This is a genomic window from Mesorhizobium sp. A556 (assembly GCF_054489545.1).
The window spans coordinates 112,174-131,130 of sequence record NZ_JBTMXA010000005.1 but is presented as its reverse complement, the minus strand read 5'-3'; the positions used below and the strand labels follow the sequence as shown (position 1 = coordinate 131,130).

The window sequence follows — 18,957 nt, the reverse complement described above, 5'->3', positions numbered from 1 at the left end:
TTTTGATGTGTCGCAACCATGCTGCGGCGGCGAGGCCACAAGGGACAAGCGATGGGCGAGAAGTGGGATTTCTGGATCGATCGCGGCGGTACCTTCACCGACGTCATCGGCTGCGATCCGCAGGGTAAATTGCACCCGCGCAAGCTGCTCTCGGAGAATCCGGAAGCCTATGCCGACGCCGCGATCGCCGGCATTCGCGGCCTGCTCGGCCTGGACGGCGACAAAGCCATACCGATAGGCACGATCGGCGAGATCAAGATGGGCACCACCGTCGCCACCAATGCGCTTTTGGAGCGCAAGGGCGACCGTGTCCTGCTGCTGATCACCAGGGGTTTTCGCGATGCGCTGAAGATCGCCTACCAGGCCAGGCCGGATATCTTCGCCAAGGAAATCATCCTGCCCGAACAGCTTTATGAGCGCGTCGTCGAGGTGGATGAGCGCGTGCGCGCCGATGGCTGCATCGAAAGGCTGCTCGACATCGCTTCGGTTCTTCCGGCCATCGAGCAGGCCAAGGCCGACGGAATAGACGCCGTCGCCATCGCCTTCATGCATGCGTGGAAACATCCCGATCATGAACAGGCGCTCGCCAGGGTTTGCCGCAAGCTCGGCTTTTTGCAGGTATCCGTGAGCCACGAGGTCTCGCCTCTCATCAAGCTGGTAGGGCGCGGCGACACCACCGTCGTCGATGCCTATCTGTCGCCGATCCTGTCGCGCTACGTGCAGCGGGTGGCCACGGAATTGGGAATAGACAAGGGTCGGGCAGAGCCCGCAAGCGCGACCGCGCGTCGGCCGTCATCGGCCGCCCCGGCGGAGGCCAGCGAGCAAAGCGAGCGCACGGCCGCGAGCCCAAGTTTAAAATTCATGATGTCTTCCGGCGGGCTGACCGCCGCGGAAAAATTTCAAGGCAAGGATGCGCTGCTGTCCGGTCCTGCCGGCGGCGTGGTCGGCATGGTCGAGACGGCAAGGCTTGCAGGCTTCGAAAAGGTGATCGGCTTCGACATGGGTGGCACCTCCACCGATGTCACCCACTATGGCGGCGCCTATGAGCGCGCCTTCGACACGGAGGTGGCCGGCGTGCGCATCCGCGCGCCGATGATGCGCATTCATACAGTGGCGGCCGGCGGCGGCTCGATCCTGCACTATGAAGCCGGCCGCTTCCGCGTCGGCCCGGATTCGGCCGGCGCCAATCCCGGCCCGGCCTGCTATCGGCGCGGCGGCCCACTTGCCGTCACCGACGCGAACGTCATGCTCGGCAAGCTGCAGCCGGATTTTTTCCCCACGATCTTCGGCCCCGGCCAGAACGAGGCGCTCGACGGCACCGTCGTGCGGGAAAGATTTGCTGCCCTTGCCGCGGAAATCGGCGACGGGCGGACGCCCGAAGCGGTAGCCGAAGGGTTCGTCACCATTGCCGTGGAGAACATGGCCAACGCCATCAAGAAGATCTCCATCCAGCGCGGCTATGACGTAACCGACTATCTGCTGAACTGTTTTGGCGGCGCAGGCGGCCAGCACGCCTGCCCGGTGGCGGATGCCCTGGGCATGGAGACCGTGCTCATCCATCCCTTCTCCGGCCTGCTTTCGGCTTACGGCATCGGCCTTGCCTCGCTCTTCGCCTCGCGCCAGCAAGCTTTGCTGGTCCCCTTGGCCGATCCTTCCTTGCCCGACATCGAAGCCATGATCGACACGTTGCGCATCGCCGTTGTCGATGAATTAACCGAACAGGGCATCGAAGAGGCTGCCATCGACATCAAGCCCGTCCTGCACATTCGCTATGACGGTACCGACACGACGCTGCCGGTGGACTTTCGCCACGGCTCCCTTGAAGAGGCCAAAAAACGCTTCGAATCGGCCCACAAGGCGCAATTCGGTTTCGCCTATGACGACAAGTCACTCATTGTCGAAACCGTGGCGGTGGAAGGCAGCAGCAGCGCGGACAAACGCCACGACGAGGCCGTTGCCTCACCCGGTCCCGCGCGCACCGCACCCTCCTCGGAGACACGGCAGGTCTATGGCGACGGCGGATGGCGGGAGGCCGGCGTCTACCGCCGCGAAGATTTGCGTCCCTCCGACCGTATCGCCGGTCCCGCCCTGATCATCGAGCCGAACCAGACCATCGTCGTCGAAGCCGGCTGGCAGGCCGAAATCACCCGTCGCGACCATGTCCTGCTGCATCGCGTGGAAAAGAAGCAGCGGCGCGAGGCGCTTGGCACCGGTCTTTCCGGCAAGGCCGGTGCCGATCCGGTCATGCTGGAAGTGTTCAACAACCTCTTCATGTCGATTGCCGAACAGATGGGGGTGACGCTTCAGAACACCGCTTATTCGGTCAACATCAAGGAACGGCTGGATTTTTCCTGCGCGGTATTCGACCGCAACGGCGCTCTTGTCGCCAACGCGCCGCATATGCCGGTGCATCTGGGCTCGATGGACCGATCGGTCGAAACCATCATCCGGCTCAATGCCGGCGACATTCATCCGGGCGACGTGTTTGCGCTGAATGCGCCCTATAATGGCGGCACCCACCTGCCCGACATCACCGTGGTGACGCCGGTGTTCGACGACGCGCAAGGTACAATTCTCTTCTGGACCGCATCGCGCGGCCACCACGCCGATATTGGCGGCACCGCCCCCGGTTCGATGACGCCGTTGGCAACCACCGTCGACGAGGAAGGCGTGCTGTTCGACAATTTCCGGCTGGTCAGCCGCGGCCGTTTCCGTGAGGCGGAACTGAACACGCTTCTCACCGACCACCCCTACCCTGTCCGCAACGCGATCCAGAACGTTGCCGACATCAAGGCGCAGATCGCCGCCAACGAGAAGGGCGTCGCCGAATTGCGCAAGATGGTCGCGCATTTCGGGCTCGAAATGGTCGAGGCCTATATGGGCCATGTGCAGGACAATGCCGCCGAAAGCGTCAGGCGGGTGCTGGAACGCCTGCCGGATGCCTGCGAATACGAATATCCGACCGATACCGGCCAGATAATAAGGGTAAGAATCACCGTCGACCGCGAAAAACGCGAAGCGACGGTCGATTTCACCGGCACCTCGCCGGTGATGAAGAACAATTTCAACGCGCCGGAACCCGTTACCCGCGCAGCCGTGCTTTATGCCTTCCGCGTCATGGTCGAGGACAATATCCCGATGAATGCCGGCTGCCTTCGGCCCATCAACATCGTCATCCCCGACGGCTGCATGCTGAAACCCGCCTATCCGGCCGCCGTCGTCGCCGGCAATGTCGAGACGTCGCAGCATGTCACCAATGCGCTGTTCGGCGCGATGGGGGCCATGGCCAATGCGCAGGGAACGATGAACAACCTCACCTTCGGCAACCAGACCTATCAGTATTACGAGACGATCTGTTCCGGCTCGCCGGCCGGCCAGATGAACGACGGCCGCGGCTTTGCCGGCACCTCCGGCGTTCACACGCACATGACCAATTCGCGCCTGACCGATCCGGAAGTGCTGGAACTCCGCTTCCCGGTGCTGCTGGAGGACTTTCACATCCGCGCGGAATCAGCCGGCAAAGGCAGGTGGAACGCCGGCGACGGGACCAGACGCACCATCCGCTTCCTCGAAAGGATGGAGTGCGCGATCCTGTCCTCGCACCGCAACCGCCCGCCGCAGGGCCTGTGCGGCGGCGGCGACGGCGAGGTCGGCTCCACGCAAATCCGGCGCCTGGATGGAACGTTCGAAACGTTGAAAGCCTGCGACCAAACCGTTCTGGAAGCCGGAGAAGCCGTCATCGTTACCACGCCGACGCCGGGAGCATTCGGAACTGGATAACAATTCCTGCCGTGTCCAGGACTTGTCACGGCCTTGCGCTATAAATACTCAGGCTGTGTCGGGCTTCGCTCGCCTCCCGCGCCGTCAACAAAAAGGAACTACCGTGATTAAAAGCTGGGCTGAAAGCGCGCCACGTCTGGTCGACGTCGCCATGGGCAGAACGCCCGCCGACATGGTCATCCGCGATGTGAGCTGGGTAAACGTGCACTCCGGCGAGATCATTCCGGGGATCGACATCGCCATTGCGGCGGGTCGCTTCGCCTTTGTCGGCGCTGACGCCGGCCACGCTATCGGTCCCGATACCAAGGTCATCGACGGCAAGGGGCGCTATGCGGTGCCGGGCCTGTGCGACGCGCACATGCATGTCGAAAGCGGCATGGTCACCGTCACCGAATTTGCCCGCGCCGTCATTCCGCACGGCACCACGTCGATGTTCATCGACCCGCACGAGATCGCCAACGTGCTCGGCATGGACGGCGTCAAGCTGATGCACGACGAAGCCGCCGGCCTGCCGATCAACATCTACGTGCAGATGCCCAGTTGCGCGCCGAGCGCGCCGGGGTTGGAAAACAGCGGCGCGGCACTTGGCCCCGAGGATGTGAGGGAGGCCATGACATGGCCGAACATCATCGGACTTGGCGAGATGATGAATTTTCCCGGCGTCGCGGCAGGTGATCGCAACATGCTGGCCGAAATCGGCCATACGCAGGCGGCCGGCAAGACGGTCGGCGGCCACTACGCCTCCAAAGACCTCGGCCGCCCCTTCCATGCCTATGCGGCAGCGGGACCGGCGGACGACCACGAGGGAACCAGTGTCGAGGACGCCACCGCCCGCGTGCGCCAGGGCATGCGCGCCATGCTTCGCCTCGGATCGGCCTGGTATGACGTTGCAGCACAGGTCAAGGCGATCACCGAGAACGGCCTCGATTCCCGCAATTTCATCCTGTGTACCGACGACAGCCATTCCGGCACGCTGGTGGGCGAAGGCCATATGAACCGCGTCGTCCGCCATGCGATCGCGCAGGGATTGAAGCCTATTACCGCAATCCAGATGGCGACGCTCAACACCGCGCAGCATTTCGGGCTGGAACGCGAGCTTGGCTCGATCACGCCCGGCCGCCGCGCCGACCTCATCCTGACTTCCGATCTTGTCGCGCTGCCCGTCGAAACCGTCATCGGCCGGGGGCAGGTGCTTGCCGAAAACGGCAGGCTTACCGGTTCCATCCCCCATTACGACTATCCGCCGACAGCCAAGAACACCGTGCACCTCGGCAAGAAACTGGCTGGAGCCGACTTCGATATTGCAGCACCCGAAGGCGCCAACGCGGTGACCGCGCGCGTCATCGGCGTAATCGAAAACCAGGCGCCGACGCGCGCCCTGCAGCGCTCACTGCCGGTGGAAAGCGGCCTCGTCGGAATGGACCGGCAGGCCGATGTCTGCCAGATCGCACTGGTCGAACGGCACCGGGCAACCGGCAAGGTCGTCAACGCCTTCGTCTCTGGCTTCGGCTATGACAAGCCGTGCGCGATGGCCAGCACGGTCGCGCATGACAGCCACCACATGATCGTGGTCGGCACAGACAAGAACGACATGGCGCTGGCCGCGAACCGGCTGGGCGAAGTCGGCGGCGGCGTGGTGCTATTCAGCGAGGGGCGCGAACTGGCGCTGGTGAAACTACCCATCGCCGGCCTGATGTCGGACCAGCGCGCCGAGATCGTCGCCGAAGAAGCCAATGCGCTGATCGCAGCCATGCAAGCCTGCGGCTGCCGGCTGAACAACGCCTATATGCAACATTCGCTGCTGGCGCTGGTGGTCATTCCCGAACTGCGTATTTCCGATGTCGGCCTGATCGACGTAACCAAATTCGCGCCAACTGATCTGTTGGTGAGTTAAAACGTCTTCGCGCCGTTGACCATCAGCCGCACCGCATAGAGCGAGGTTGTTCCGCACATATAGAGCACATTGCGCTTGGCCCCTCCGAACACGCAGTTGGCGACGATCTCCGGCACCAGCACCTTGCCGAGCAGCGTGCCGTCCGGGTCGTAGCAATGGACCCCGTCGCCGGCACTGGTCCAGATACGGCCCGCATCGTCGAGGCGAAAGCCGTCGAACAGGCCAACCGTGCAATCGGCAAAGACCCTGCCGCCAGAAACCTTGTTGCCTGCGCCGATGTCGAAAGCCCTTATATGCGCCGGGTTTTCCGGGCCGTGCGTGCGACCGGTATCGCAGACATAAAGCAGGCTTTCGTCCAGCGAGAACGCAAGGCCGTTCGGCCGCACCATGTCGGTGATGACGGCTTCCACCGTGCCTATACCCGGATCGACCCGGTAAACGTTGCAGGCGCCGATTTCGCTGTCGGCCTTGTCGCCCTCATAATCGCTTTCGATGCCGTAGGCCGGATCGGTGAACCAGATCGAGCCGTCCGATTTCACGACGACATCGTTGGGCGAATTCAGGCGCTTGCCCTGCCAGCGATCGGCAATCGTCGTGATCGACCCGTCAAACTCGGTTCGCGACACGCGACGGCCGGAATGTTCGCAGGTGACCAACCGCCCCTGCCGGTCGACCGTATTGCCGTTGGAATTGTTGGCAGGCTGACGAAAGACGCTGACATGGCCGTCCGCTTCGTCATAGCGCAGCATGCGGTTGTTCGGGATGTCCGACCATATGACATAGCGGCCGGCGGCGAACCAGGCCGGCCCCTCCGTCCAGCGGCAGCCGGTGAACAAACGCTCCACCTGCGCGGTGCCGTTGAACAGGCGCGCAAAACGCGGGTCTAGAACCTCATAGACACCCGACATGATCGTCCCCTCCACACTATTCGACCTGGCAAAGACAAGAGCACCGGGCCGTAAAAAGCAAGGGCGCGGTTTCGACACCGCGCCCTTTTGTCCGACTTATTCAGAAAATCCCGTTCACTCGATATCGAACGAGACGCCCTGCGCCAGCGGCAGTTCCTTGGAGTAGTTCACCGTGTTGGTGGCGCGGCGCATATAGGCTTTCCACGCGTCCGATCCGGACTCGCGGCCGCCGCCGGTTTCCTTCTCGCCGCCGAACGCGCCACCGATCTCAGCGCCCGACGTGCCGATATTGACGTTAGCGATGCCGCAGTCCGAACCGCCCGCCGACAGGAACAGCTCCGCTTCCTGCAGATCGCGCGTGAAGATCGACGACGACAAACCGGCACCGACCGCATTGTGCTGTTCGAGAGCGGCGTCGAAATCGGAATATTTCATCACATAGAGGATCGGCGCGAAGGTTTCTTCCAGCACCGGACCGGCCTGTTTGGGCATTTCGACCAGCGCCGGCTGCACGTAATAGGCGTCGGCATGGCCGTTCTCGACGCGGTTGCCGCCGGTCACGGTGCCGCCATGGGCCTCGGCTTCCTTGATGGCTTTCTGCATGCCGTCAAAGGCCTGCTCGTCGATCAACGGACCGACCAGCGAGGCAGTCTCCAGCGGGTTGCCCACCGACACGCTCAGATAGGCTTTCTTCAGGCGCGGCACGAGCTGGTCATAGACGCTGTCATGCACGAACAGGCGGCGAAGCGTGGTGCAGCGCTGGCCGGCGGTGCCCATCGCGCCGAAGGCAATCGCACGCAGCGCCATGTCGAGATCGGCCGACGGGCAGACGATGCCGGCATTGTTGCCGCCCAGCTCCAGGATGGCGCGGGCAAAGCGCTTGGCCAGGCGCGGGCCGACATCGCGGCCCATGCGGGTCGAGCCGGTGGCCGACACCAGCGACACCTTGGGATGATCGACCAGGACCTCGCCGACGGCGCGGTCGCCGATCAGCACCGACACCAGGCCAGCCGGCGCATCCTTGCCGAAACGCGCGACGGCGCGCTTGAAGATCGCCTCGCAGGCAAGCGCCGTCAGCGGCGTCTTTTCCGAGGGCTTCCACACCACGGCGTCGCCGCACACCAGCGCCAGCGCCGTGTTCCACGACCACACCGCCACGGGGAAATTGAAGGCCGAGATGACGCCGACGACGCCCAGCGGATGCCAGGTTTCCATCATGCGGTGGCCGGGGCGCTCGGTGGCGATGGTCAGGCCGTACAACTGCCGCGAAAGACCGACGGCGAAATCGCAGATGTCGATCATTTCCTGCACTTCGCCCAGGCCCTCGGACGGAATCTTGCCGACCTCGATGGACACCAGCCGACCAAGTTCGGTCTTGTGGGCGCGCAATTCTTCGCCGAGCAGGCGGACCAGTTCGCCGCGCTTCGGCCCCGGCACCAGCCGCCACGCCTTGAACGCCTCGTGCGCCGCCTCGATGGCCTTGCCGGCATCAGCCGGCGAAATCGTCTTCAGCGCCGCGATCTGTTCGCCCGTCACCGGGCTGTGCACCAAAAGGTCGCCGCCCTCAAGCACGCCACCGGCAACACCCAGCTTCGCCAACAGGGCAGCCGTTTCCTTGGCAATCGTCATTTTCGTTCCCTTCAAAACCATTCGCCTGCGCAACCGTGGGCGCGAGGCCATCATGGCGAAGGCATTACCCGTTTCAGGCCGGTTCCGCTACCCCGGCGCACCGCCAAGCGGCCGGCGGAACGTTGGACCAGAAGGCGCAGCAAAACCCGACTGCATGACACCTCAAACCGCCGTTTTCACAACAGCCCGCTTTCCAGCGCTATCCTTCATCAACCGGTCGATATGCATGCGGATATGGGCGGCTTCGGCCGCCGTATTGGCCAGCGCGATGGCCCGGTCGAAGGCGACACGCGCTTCCTCGTCCCGGCCAAGCTGCATCAGCAAGCCGCCCTTGAGGCCGAAGAAATGGAAATAACCGGACAGCCGCGATTCGAGCGGCTCGATCATGGCAAGTGCGGCTTCCGCCCCGCGCACCTTGGAAACGGCGACGGCGCGGTTGAGCGTCACCACCGGCGACGGCTGCATCTGTTCCAGCAGGCCGTAGAGCAAGTCAATCTCCTGCCAGTCAGTGTCCTCGGCCTTTGCCGCCCGCGCATGAAGGGCGGCAATCGCCGCCTGCACCTGATAGGGGCCGGGCCTGGCATGCCGCAGCGCCTTGTCGACCAGCGCCAGCCCCTCGCCGATCATCCTGGCATTCCACAGGCTGCGATCCTGGTCTTCCAGCAGCACGATCTCGCCGCCGGCATCGAAACGGGCGGCAAGGCGCGCGTGCTGAAGCAGCATCAATGCCGTCAGGCCCATGATTTCCGGTTCAGTCTTGAACAGGCGCAGCAGCAGGCGGCCCAGCCGGATCGCCTCGTCGCATAGCGGCGCGCGCAGCGATGCTTCACCGCTCTTGGTAGAATAGCCCTCGTTGAAGACGAGATAGACCATGGCCGCAACCGCCGCCAGCCGCTCGGAACGCTCCACCGGTCCCGGCGTCTCGAACGCCACGCCAGCCTCGGCGATACGCGCCTTGGCGCGGGTGATGCGCTGTTCCATGGCGCTTTCCCCGACCAGAAAGGCGCGAGCGATCTGCTTGACGGAAAGGCCGGAGACGATGCGCAGCGCGACCGCGATCTGCTGCGCCGGCGGCAGGTCGGGATGGCAGCAGATGAACAGCAGACGCAGGATATCGTCGCGGTAGTGCGCCCCGTCCAGCCGCTCCGCCATGTCGCTTTCGGCATCCTCCAGGTCCGAAACAAGGTCTTCCGCCGGCATCGGCGCTTGCTTCGAGCGTTTACGCATGGCGTCGATGCCGCTGTTGCGGCCGACGAAAATGAGCCATGCGGCGGGATCGCGCGGCGGTCCGTTCTGCGGCCAGTTCTTCAACGCCCGCAGGCATGCATCCTGGAAGGCTTCCTCGGCCGTATCGAGATCGCGAAAATAACGCAGCAGCGCGCCCATGGCCTGCGGCCGGGCAGAAGAGATCGCCGAACTGATCCAGCCGAGATCGCTCATCCGATGGTGGCCTTCACCGGATTGAGCAGGCTGATCGGCCGGATTTCATAGGAGCCGCCGCTCGGATTCACTGCGGAAAGCTCACGGGCAAAGCCGACGGCCTCCTCGAGGTCTGCGCAATCAACCGTGTAGAAGCCGAGAAACTGCTCCTTGGTTTCGGCAAAGGGGCCGTCGATGACGATGGCCTCGCCCTTGACCTGGCGCAGCGTGGTTGCCGCCGTGGTCGGCAGTAGCCGCGCCACCGGCCCGAGCTTGCCCGCCTTGGCATATTTCTCCTGCACGACGGAGAGCCTGGCCAGGACGGCGTCGTCCTCGGCCTTGGTCCAGCTGGTAACGACGTCTTCGGAGGCATAGCAGAGGATGGCATAAAGCATGAAAACCCTTTCTCTTGTCCAAGGACGTAAGAGTAGGGTCGAATCCGACATCGCGTCGACAAAATTCTGCCGTCTGAGGCAATCCCGCGCTCGGCGGCGACAGGCGCGGATTCCGATTCCAAAACAGGACGATAAGACGCCGCCCTGATTCTTCTTGTCAGAAGGGAGTGGCCGCTCCGCAATCATCCGCGTCGACGGATTATACAGCGATGCCAAAAGGATAGAGCCGCATGGCGACTCTATCCCTCAACTTTTTAGAAAAACGCCTGCAGGCCGGTCTGGGCGCGACCGAGGATCAGCGCATGCACGTCATGCGCGCCTTCATAGGTATTCACGGTTTCCAAATTCTGCGCGTGGCGCATGACGTGGTAGCCAATCTGGATGCCGTTGCCGCCATGCATGTCGCGGGCCTGGCGGGCGATGTCGAGCGCCTTGCCGCAATTGTTGCGCTTGACGATCGAGATCATTTCCGGCGCCATCTTGCCTTCGTCCATCAACCGACCGACCCGCAACGAGGCCTGCAGGCCAAGTGCGATCTCGGTCTGCATGTCGGCAAGCTTCTTCTGGTAAAGCTGCATGCCGGCCAGCGGCTTGCCGAACTGCTTGCGGTCCAACCCGTACTGCCGCGCGCGGTGCCAGCAGTCTTCCGCCGCTCCCATCGCGCCCCAGGAAATACCGTAGCGCGCGCGGTTGAGACAGCCGAACGGACCCTTCAAGCCCGAAACATTCGGCAACAGCGCATCCTCGCCGACCTCGACGCCTTCCATGACGATCTCGCCGGTGATCGAGGCGCGCAGCGACAGCTTGCCTTCGATCTTGGGGGCCGAAAGCCCCTTCATGCCCTTTTCCAGCACGAAGCCGCGGATCTGGTTGTCGTGCGCGGCCGACTTCGCCCAGACGACGAACACGTCGGCGATCGGCGCGTTGGAAATCCACATCTTGGAGCCGGTGAGCCGGTAGCCGGTCGCGGTCTTTTCGACCCGCGTCTTCATGCCGCCCGGATCGGAACCGGCATCCGGTTCGGTCAGGCCGAAGCAGCCGATCCACTCGCCGCTCGCCAGCTTGGGCAGGAATTTCTTGCGCTGCTCTTCCGAGCCATAGGCCTGGATCGGATACATCACCAGCGACGACTGCACGCTCATCATCGAGCGATAGCCGGAATCGATCTTCTCGACCTCGCGCGCCACCAGCCCGTAGGTTACGTAATTGCCGCCAAGCCCGCCATATTCTTCCGGAACGGTGATGCCGAGCAGGCCCGCCTCGCCCATCTCGCGAAAGATGGCCGGATCGGTCTTTTCATTGAGATAGGCCTCTTCGATGCGCGGGGCGAGTTTGTCGGCGGCGAAGGCGGCCGCCGCATCCCGGATCATCCGCTCGTCTTCCGACAGTTGGTCCTCGATCAGGAAAGGATCGTCCCATACGAAGGCATTTTTGTCGGCGGCCATGATGCTCGGTCTCCAAAGGTTTCATGTGGGCCGACTTATCGACCGCGACGATAAAAAAATCAAACGAAAGCACGCGAGCACGCGTTCAATAGCAGACGGTCACTTGCGCTTCATGGCGTCGGCCAGCGCCGCTCCGAATGCGCCTTGCGCCGGCTTTTCCGGTTGGCGTGGAGCCAAAGCTGCCCGAGGTTTGCCGGCATCGCGTTCGCGCGGCACCGGCCGCTGTTCGCCGCCGCCATCCTTGCGCATGGAAAGCCCGATGCGCTTGCGCTTGATATCGACCTCGACAACGCGCACCTTGACCACGTCGCCGGCCTTGACCACCTCATGCGCGTCCTTGACGAAGCGGTCGGCCAGTTGCGAGACGTGCACCAGCCCGTCCTGATGCACGCCGATATCGACGAAAGCGCCGAACGCCGCGACATTGGTGACGGTGCCTTCCAGCAGCATGCCGGGCTTCAGATCCTTGATGTCATCGACGCCATCGGCAAAAGTCGCCGTCTTGAAGCCGGGGCGCGGATCGCGGCCGGGCTTTTCAAGTTCGGCAATGATGTCGCGCACCGTCGGCAGGCCGAAACGCTCATCGACGAAACCGCGCGGATCGAGCGCCTTCAACGCCGCACTATCGCCCATCAGCGAGCGCAAATCGCGGCCGCAGGCAGTGACGATCTTCTTGGCCACGCCATAGGCTTCCGGATGCACCGACGACGCATCGAGCGGCTCCGCGCCGTCGCGGATGCGCAGGAAGCCGGCGCTCTGCTCGAAGGCGCGCGGCCCGAGCCTTGCAACTTTCAGCAATTCGCGGCGGCTGGCGAACGGGCCGGTCGCATCGCGATGCGCAACGATTGCCTCGGCCAGCGACGCGCCAAGGCCGGACACGCGCGCCAGAAGCGGCGCGGAGGCCGTGTTAAGATCGACGCCGACCGCATTCACCGCGTCCTCGACCACCGCTTCCAGCGAGCGCCCGAGCCGGTACTGGTCGACATCATGCTGGTACTGGCCGACGCCGATCGATTTCGGCTCGATCTTGACCAGTTCGGCCAGCGGGTCCTGCAAGCGGCGCGCGATGGAGACGGCCCCGCGCAGCGATACGTCGAGATCGGGAAATTCGGCGGCAGCGGTCGCCGACGCCGAATAGATCGAAGCACCCGCCTCGCTGACGATGACCTTCATCGGCTTGGCCGCGCCATTATCGAAAACCATGTCGGCCAGCATGTCCGCGACCAGTCTTTCCGTCTCGCGGCTGCCGGTGCCGTTGCCGATGGAGATCAGTTCGACCTTGTGCTGGAGAATAAGCCTTGCAAGCTCGGCCTGCGCGCCGCGCACATCGTTTCTCGGCTGGAACGGATAGACGGTCGACGTCGCCACTACCTTGCCGGTGCCGTCGACCACCGCCACCTTGACGCCGGTGCGGATGCCGGGATCGAGCCCCATCGTGGCGCGCGAGCCGGCGGGTGCGGCCAGCAGCAGGTCCTTCAGATTGCGGGCAAAGACGTGGATCGCCTCCTCCTCGGCCCGCTCGCGCAGGTCGCGCATCAGGTCGAGCGTCAGGTGCAGCGAAAGCTTGACCCGCCATGTCCAGCCGACAACCTCCATCAGCCAGCGGTCGCCGGGCAATTGCTGGCCGATGGCATAAGCGCTGGCGATCGTCCTTTCCACGGGCTTGACCGGCGATGCGTCGTCCGCGTCGACTTCGATATCAAGCGACAGAAACTCCTCGTTGCGGCCGCGCAGCATGGCCAGCGCGCGGTGGCCGGCAACGGTGGCCCAGCGTTCGGAATGATCGAAATAATCGGAAAACTTCGCGCCGGCTTCCTCTTTGCCGGTAACGACGCGGGAGCGCAGGAAAGCGCGGTCCTTCATGTAGGTACGCAATTTGCCGACCAGATCGGCGTTTTCCGCGAATTGCTCGGACAGGATGTCGCGCGCGCCGTCGAGCGCGGCCTTGGCGTCCGCGACCTCTTCGGTCACATAGGCTGCGGCCAGTTCAGCCGGAACGGCGGCGCGGTCGGCCAGAATGGCCTCGGCCAGCGGTCCCAGGCCGCGCTCGCGTGCGATCTCGGCCTTGGTGCGGCGCTTGGGCTTGTAGGGCAGGTAAATGTCTTCCAGTTCGGCCTTGGTCGAAACCGCCGCTATCTTCGCTTCCAGATCCTCGGTCAGCTTGCCCTGCTCGCGGATCGAGCCAAGGATGGTGTCGCGCCGCGTCTCCAACTCGCGCAGATAGACGAGCCGTTCGGCAAGCAGGCGAAGCTGGGTGTCATCGAGACCGCCGGTCACTTCCTTGCGATAGCGCGCCACGAACGGCACCGTCGCGCCCTCGTCCAGCAGGCCTATGGCGGCTGCGGCCTGTTCGGCTCGGGCATTGATTTCCGTCGCGATGATTGCGGCGATACGCTTGATGTCGGTGGCCATTTTATCTCGTCGTGATTTTGCTCGGGCGGGCGACCATAGGCGCAGCGACCGCCGGAGCCAACCGCCGTGCGGCTCCAAAGAGGCACCTCCACAGGAAAGCGGCAACGGCGGCGCCTGACCGTGTCCGAGGTCGTTCCTTTTCAAGGCGCCGACGACCGCGGAGTGTCGCCTGCCGGCCCATCGACCTCGCGAAATAATTTTATGGTTAATTTTTTGTCAATTGGCATTTGAAGTCGGATTCGAGTGCGTTTACATTACCCCGAATCAGCCGGTCCTTGGGGGGCGCGGCTTACCACCCAAAGTGTCGCCAGCCGGTCGTTTTCCCGGTGCCAGACGCGGACGGTTCGCGTTCCCTCATGGATTCCAGCCTGATCCGGGTGCTGTCGTGTGCCCGGTGTGTGCCATCGTAAAAGTTTGCGTAGTGGGGTCCGTTGCCAGCAATGCCGGCACCGGGCATGGGAAGCGATTCTGGCCTGATGACAAGATGAACGGTTCTGCGGCCCTTCTTGAGAACGACCCGGCGACCGGCCTGATGACACGGCTGGCGTCTCGCGGCGATCTCACCGGTTTTTTCATGAACCTTTGCGCGGAAATAGGCGCCGACAGCTACATGCTTGTCGCCCTCGTCCACGATCAGGACAGGAACCATGCCCGCATCGTTTCTTCCAACTGGATATTCGATGCCATTGAACTGACCGGCAAGCCGCTGATCGCCGCGCTCGCCCAAGGCCCTCTGACAGCCGCCCCCGGCGTCCGGCCGCAACCCCTCCTTGCAAGCCAGGCGCCCGGCCTGATTACCGGCGAGGAAGCGCGCCTTCTCGATGTGCTTGGCCACGCCGAAATCTATTCGCAGCGGCTGAATGTCGGCCACCAGCGCCTGTTTATCCTGTTCTCGGCGGCTGAGGCCGGCAGCATCGACCCTACCGGGCTGATGAAGGCCCAGTTGAAATGCTGCTATGCGCTGTCCCAGGTTCCCGACCTTCTTGCCCAGTCGGCCATGCAGGACCCGCTGTCCGACCGCGAACGCGAATGCCTGTTCTGGGTTTCGGAGGGCAAGACCACGGACGAGGTCGCGGTCATCCTCAGCGTCTCCTCCAATACCGTCAACAGCTACATCACGCATGCGATCCAGAAATTCGGAGCGTCGAACCGCGCCATGGCGATAGCAACCGCGATCAGGAGCGGCATCATTTGACCCACGCCACCGCAGCCAGGGACGACATCGGGCAGGACACCGGCATCTCGTTCGATCAACATCGCAATCCCTTCGGCGCCATCAATCCTGGTTCCGAAACGCATTGCACGATCACGATCCCCGATGCCGTCCGCCGCTGCCGCTGGATCGCCACCGATCTCAACGCGTCGGGTTTCGGGCTGTTCTTCATCGGCCCATCGGCGGAGCGGGCGCGCCTCGTTCCCTGCTTCGACAGCGAATATCCCGGCGTTGCCGTCACGACCAAATTCATGTCGGGCAATAACGGAGAGGAAATCGTCGGCCATACGCGCGTATCGACCGTGCCGCGCTGGTGGGCCGACACCGGCATGCCCGGCACGGACACCGTCTTCCGCGATCTTTCCTGCGCCTCACCCATCGCGCCGCTGGTGCCGGGCACCGACGGCATCGCATTTCCCGTTCACGCCGAACGCGGTCAATGCGGGCTGGTTGTATTCCTCGGGTCGGAAATTTTCCTGCCGCAAGACGCGCTCTACGAAATCCACGCCCGCTGCTTTTCGCTTTTCGCCGCCGTGGCGCGCATCAGGCCCGGCGATTGCGGCCAGGCAAGAGCCATATCCAAGCGGGAACTGGAATGCCTGAAGCTGACGGCGAACGGCTATACCAGCGAAGCCATCGCACGGGCGTTGAAGCTGTCCGTCCACACCGCCAACCAGTATCTCACCCAATGCGCCCAGAAGCTCAACGCCGTCAGCCGCACGCAAGCGGTCGCCAAGGCGCTGCGGCTGGGCCTGATCGAGTAACGAGCCAGAGCATCGGGCCGAAAAGTGGTTACCGGTTTTCGGAAAACCCAATGCTCAAACAAAAAGATAGAGCGGCAGCTCGGATTTATCCGAGCGTCCGCCGCTCTAGCGTATCGTCGCCGGTTCAGCCCGCCGGATACGCGCCTGGTCGATCACGTTCTGCAAAAACGCGGTGTTGCGGGCCGGGTCTTCGTCGGGCTGTTCGAACGACACATAGTTGACCACAACGGACGCGTCGTGCTCGCTCAGCGTCAACTGGAAATAGACGGTAGCACCCGGCGGCCGCATTTCGAGGTCGAGTTCGATGCGCGGGCTGCCGCTCCAGTCGACATGGGCTTCGCCGCCATGGCCGAGTTTCAGCGTGCCGGGCATGAAAAACAGTTCCGCCGCGGAATCCACGAGATCGGACAGGCAGGCGAAATGCTCCAGCCGGATGAAGGCGATGTAGTCGGCGACATCGATCAGCCGAAGCTCGCGCACCACCTGCTCGATGGCCTCGGCCACGATGATTTCACGCGTGTTTGCATGGGGCTGCCGATTCATTGTGCGATGGACCGTCCGTTCATGACCTGCCTAAGCTTTCTTCGAATAGACAACCCGCACCAGTTCCGCGACGGCCTGGTAGAATTGCGATGGGATCACACTATCCACCGAAACTTGCTTGTACATGGAGCGCGCAAGCGCCACGTCCTCGAAGATCGGAATATTGTGCTCCTTGGCGATTTCGCGGATCTTCAGCGCCACCAGATCCTGGCCCTTGGCCAGCACCAGCGGAGCCGAATCCTCCTCGCGCACATATTTGAGCGCGATCGAGAAGTGGGTCGGGTTGGCGATGATCAGCGTTGCGCGCGGTATCGCCGCCATCATGCGCCGCCGCGACCGGTCGCGCGCCAGCGACCGCAGCCGCGCCTTGACGATGGGGTCGCCTTCCGACTGCTTGAACTCGTCCTTCACCTCCTGCTTGCTCATCCGCATTTCCTGGCGCCAGTTGAAGCGGGACCAGACAAGGTCAGCGCCGGCGATCAGCACCATGACGAAGATGATCGACACCAGGATGTCGACAACGGTTCCCCGGATGACCATGGCGAATTCGAGCGGATTGGTAATCATTCCGGCCAAAAGCCGCCGGTGTTCCTGCGACAGGGTGAACACCAGAACCGCGCTGACAAAGCCAAGCTTGGCCAGCGACTTCAGGAATTCCACGAAGCCCTGGATACCGAACATACGGTTCCAGCCTTTCGAAAGAGAGATGCGCGAAAGCTGCGGCCTGATCCGCTCGCCGACGAATTGCGGCAGGTTCTGGAGAACCGAAGAGCCAACACCCGCCACCACCAACAGGACCAGCAGGCCGACCAGCGCGCGGCCGATCTCCATCATGACGCTCTTATACAGCAAGGTGACATCCGCTGCGGTGTCCATCGGCCATGCTTCCGGCTTTTCCAGAAACATCGACAGGAATACGCCGAGATCGACGAAAGCGTCCTTGGCGTAGAAAACGGTATAGATCAGGATGGCAAGGAAGGACGCCAGCAGCGCCGTTTCGCGCGACTGGGGTAGCTTGCCCTTTTCTATCGTGTCGCGGACCTTCTTTTCGGTCGCGTCTTCTGTCTTGGAGTCCTTGTCTTCATCCGCCATGGCTTACGCCGCCCGCGGTCTACGCGGCTTCGGCCGTCTGCGTGGCGGGAAGCTCGAAAGCCCCTTCGCGCGCCATGGCGACCGCCGTGGTGGCAACGGTCTTGCGCGCCTGTGCGATATCGGCCGGCTGGATGCCGTTCACGCCCTGGCCGAGTTCGGCCTCGATCATGCGGCGCGAGCGTGCGCCAATCGACGACAACACCGCTTCGACCACCTCTGGCGGGGCATCACGCAGCGACAGCGTCACCAACTCGCTCGACAGCCCGTCGAACAGCGCCACGCGAGCCTTCTGGGTAAGCAAAAGGATATCCTCGAAGGAAAAGAGCCGGGCCTTGATGGCCGCCAGGTCCGGCGTGCCGGACATTTCCAGATCCTGCATGATCTCGTCGAGCTGGGACTTGTCCATCTCGTTCAGCAGGCTGGCGACGCGCGCCTGTCCCGCCGAATTGTCCGTCGACGACGTTTCGGCAAGCACGCGGCTGCGCAGTTGGTTCTCCACGATCCGCGTCGCCGTGTCGGAGAATGTCGACGTCGTCACCATCCGTCCGATCACCGCGTTGCGCAACGGCTTCTCCAGCGTGAGCAGCACCTTGGCGGCGGCTTCCGGCGAAAGCTTGGACAAGACCATGGCCGATGTCTGTGCATGTTCGCCCGCCAGGAACGCGCCCAGCCTGGCCGGATCGAGATTTTCCAGGTCGGGCCAAATCGGGGGCGGTGCGCCATCGGTCGCCACAGGCTTCTTGCCACCCATGATGGCGCTCATTTCCTCGGGCGAAAGCGTCTCATTGAGGATGGTATCCATCTTGTCTGCCGAATCGAGCAGGCCCGCCCCCTCGGTGAACTCGGCCTCGAATTCGGCGACGATTTGCTCAAGGACGCTCTGCGGAATCGTTTGTAGCAGCCGCGCGCCTTCGATCAGCGCCTTGAGTTCCTCTTGCTTGAAGAATTTGAGCAGCCTGCTTGCGGACGGCTTGCCCATCGCCACCAGGATGGCGGCGGCTTTTTGCGCGCGCGTCAGTGCCAACTGCGTCATGCTGCCCCTCCCCGCCCAGCCGCTTCAACCACGTTTAGGCGCTCTTGGCGGCGGCGATGATTTCGGTGAGCCTGATGCCGAAACGCGACGGGTCGCTTTCCAGCACCGTGATCTCGCCGCGCGCGATCTTGCGGCCGTTGACGACGACGTCGACCGGCTCGCCGATGCGGCGGTTCAACGCAACCGTCGACCCCTTCTGCAACGCCATCAACTCCGAAACCGGCATTTCGGTGCTGCCCAGAACGATCTGCACATCGACGGGGATGTTCATGATGATGCCGGAATTTGTCGCACCGGCGGCGCGAAACGCCGCATCGGGACGCCGCTCTTCTTCCTTGAGCACGCCACGCAGTTCCTCGATGGCCCGATCCAACTGCTCGTCGGGTATCTCGGTCCCGGCCTCGGGTTCAGTCTGGCTCATACGTCGTCT

At 63.3% G+C, this 18,957-nt stretch carries 14 protein-coding genes; 4 read left to right on the top strand and 10 right to left on the bottom strand.

The window, feature by feature from the left end; genetic code table 11:
* The first annotated feature begins 51 nt into the window (after positions 1-51).
* Positions 52-3,780: a hydantoinase B/oxoprolinase family protein gene (locus ACX3P0_RS12810; RefSeq protein WP_459088972.1), complete on the top strand. Its 3,729-nt coding sequence runs from the start codon at positions 52-54 to the stop codon at positions 3,778-3,780.
* A gap of 151 nt (positions 3,781-3,931) precedes the next feature.
* Positions 3,932-5,674 carry an adenine deaminase gene (gene ade / locus ACX3P0_RS12805; RefSeq protein ID WP_459089254.1) on the top strand — a complete coding sequence of 581 codons (1,743 nt, stop codon included), beginning with the start codon at positions 3,932-3,934 and terminating at the stop codon, positions 5,672-5,674.
* Here ade and ACX3P0_RS12800 read toward each other — a convergent pair.
* From ACX3P0_RS12800 to ACX3P0_RS12775, 6 genes are all read right to left on the bottom strand, one after another.
* Positions 5,671-6,582, bottom strand: a complete 912-nt coding sequence (locus ACX3P0_RS12800; RefSeq protein WP_459078009.1) for an SMP-30/gluconolactonase/LRE family protein — start codon at positions 6,580-6,582, stop codon at positions 5,671-5,673. The two genes, ade and ACX3P0_RS12800, sit on opposite strands and share 4 nt — an antisense overlap.
* A gap of 114 nt (positions 6,583-6,696) precedes the next feature.
* Complete coding sequence (gene amaB / locus ACX3P0_RS12795) at positions 6,697-8,211, bottom strand: L-piperidine-6-carboxylate dehydrogenase (RefSeq protein WP_459088970.1); 1,515 nt, start codon at positions 8,209-8,211, stop codon at positions 6,697-6,699.
* Positions 8,212-8,373: 162 nt separating this feature from the next.
* Positions 8,374-9,651 (bottom strand): RNA polymerase sigma factor, encoded by a 1,278-nt coding sequence (locus ACX3P0_RS12790; RefSeq protein ID WP_459088968.1) that lies wholly within the window; start codon positions 9,649-9,651, stop codon positions 8,374-8,376.
* Positions 9,648-10,025, bottom strand: a complete 378-nt coding sequence (locus ACX3P0_RS12785; protein WP_459078006.1) for a YciI family protein — start codon at positions 10,023-10,025, stop codon at positions 9,648-9,650. Before ACX3P0_RS12785 ends, ACX3P0_RS12790 begins: the two co-directional genes overlap by 4 nt.
* A 254-nt stretch (positions 10,026-10,279) precedes the next feature.
* A complete protein-coding gene (locus tag ACX3P0_RS12780) occupies positions 10,280-11,470 on the bottom strand; it encodes an acyl-CoA dehydrogenase (RefSeq protein WP_459088966.1) in 1,191 nt (396 codons plus the stop codon).
* Positions 11,471-11,569: 99 nt separating this feature from the next.
* Positions 11,570-13,882 (bottom strand): Tex family protein, encoded by a 2,313-nt coding sequence (locus ACX3P0_RS12775; protein WP_459088964.1) that lies wholly within the window; start codon positions 13,880-13,882, stop codon positions 11,570-11,572.
* Between the two features lie 484 nt (positions 13,883-14,366).
* On the opposite strand from ACX3P0_RS12775, the gene ACX3P0_RS12770 reads away from it, so the two are divergent.
* Together ACX3P0_RS12770 and ACX3P0_RS12765 are read left to right on the top strand one after the other, a co-directional pair.
* On the top strand, positions 14,367-15,077 hold the full coding sequence (locus ACX3P0_RS12770) for a helix-turn-helix transcriptional regulator (RefSeq protein WP_459088962.1): 711 nt from the start codon (positions 14,367-14,369) through the stop codon (positions 15,075-15,077).
* Complete coding sequence (locus tag ACX3P0_RS12765; RefSeq protein ID WP_459088960.1) at positions 15,074-15,859, top strand: response regulator transcription factor; 786 nt, start codon at positions 15,074-15,076, stop codon at positions 15,857-15,859. The genes ACX3P0_RS12770 and ACX3P0_RS12765 overlap by 4 nt, the downstream gene beginning before the upstream one ends.
* A 105-nt stretch (positions 15,860-15,964) precedes the next feature.
* Here the strand turns inward: ACX3P0_RS12765 and ACX3P0_RS12760 are convergent, their stop codons facing one another.
* From ACX3P0_RS12760 to fliN, 4 genes are read right to left on the bottom strand one after another with little or no spacing between them, the layout of a single operon-like run.
* A complete protein-coding gene (locus ACX3P0_RS12760) occupies positions 15,965-16,402 on the bottom strand; it encodes a hypothetical protein (protein WP_459088958.1) in 438 nt (145 codons plus the stop codon).
* Positions 16,403-16,432: 30 nt separating this feature from the next.
* Positions 16,433-17,494, bottom strand: coding sequence for a flagellar biosynthesis protein FlhB (gene flhB / locus ACX3P0_RS12755; RefSeq protein WP_459088956.1), 1,062 nt, complete (start codon positions 17,492-17,494; stop codon positions 16,433-16,435).
* A 19-nt stretch (positions 17,495-17,513) separates the two neighbouring features.
* Positions 17,514-18,527, bottom strand: a complete 1,014-nt coding sequence (locus ACX3P0_RS12750) for a flagellar motor switch protein FliG (RefSeq protein WP_459088954.1) — start codon at positions 18,525-18,527, stop codon at positions 17,514-17,516.
* 34 nt (positions 18,528-18,561) lie between these two features.
* Positions 18,562-18,948 (bottom strand): flagellar motor switch protein FliN, encoded by a 387-nt coding sequence (gene fliN / locus ACX3P0_RS12745; RefSeq protein ID WP_459088952.1) that lies wholly within the window; start codon positions 18,946-18,948, stop codon positions 18,562-18,564.
* Positions 18,949-18,957 lie beyond the last annotated feature (9 nt).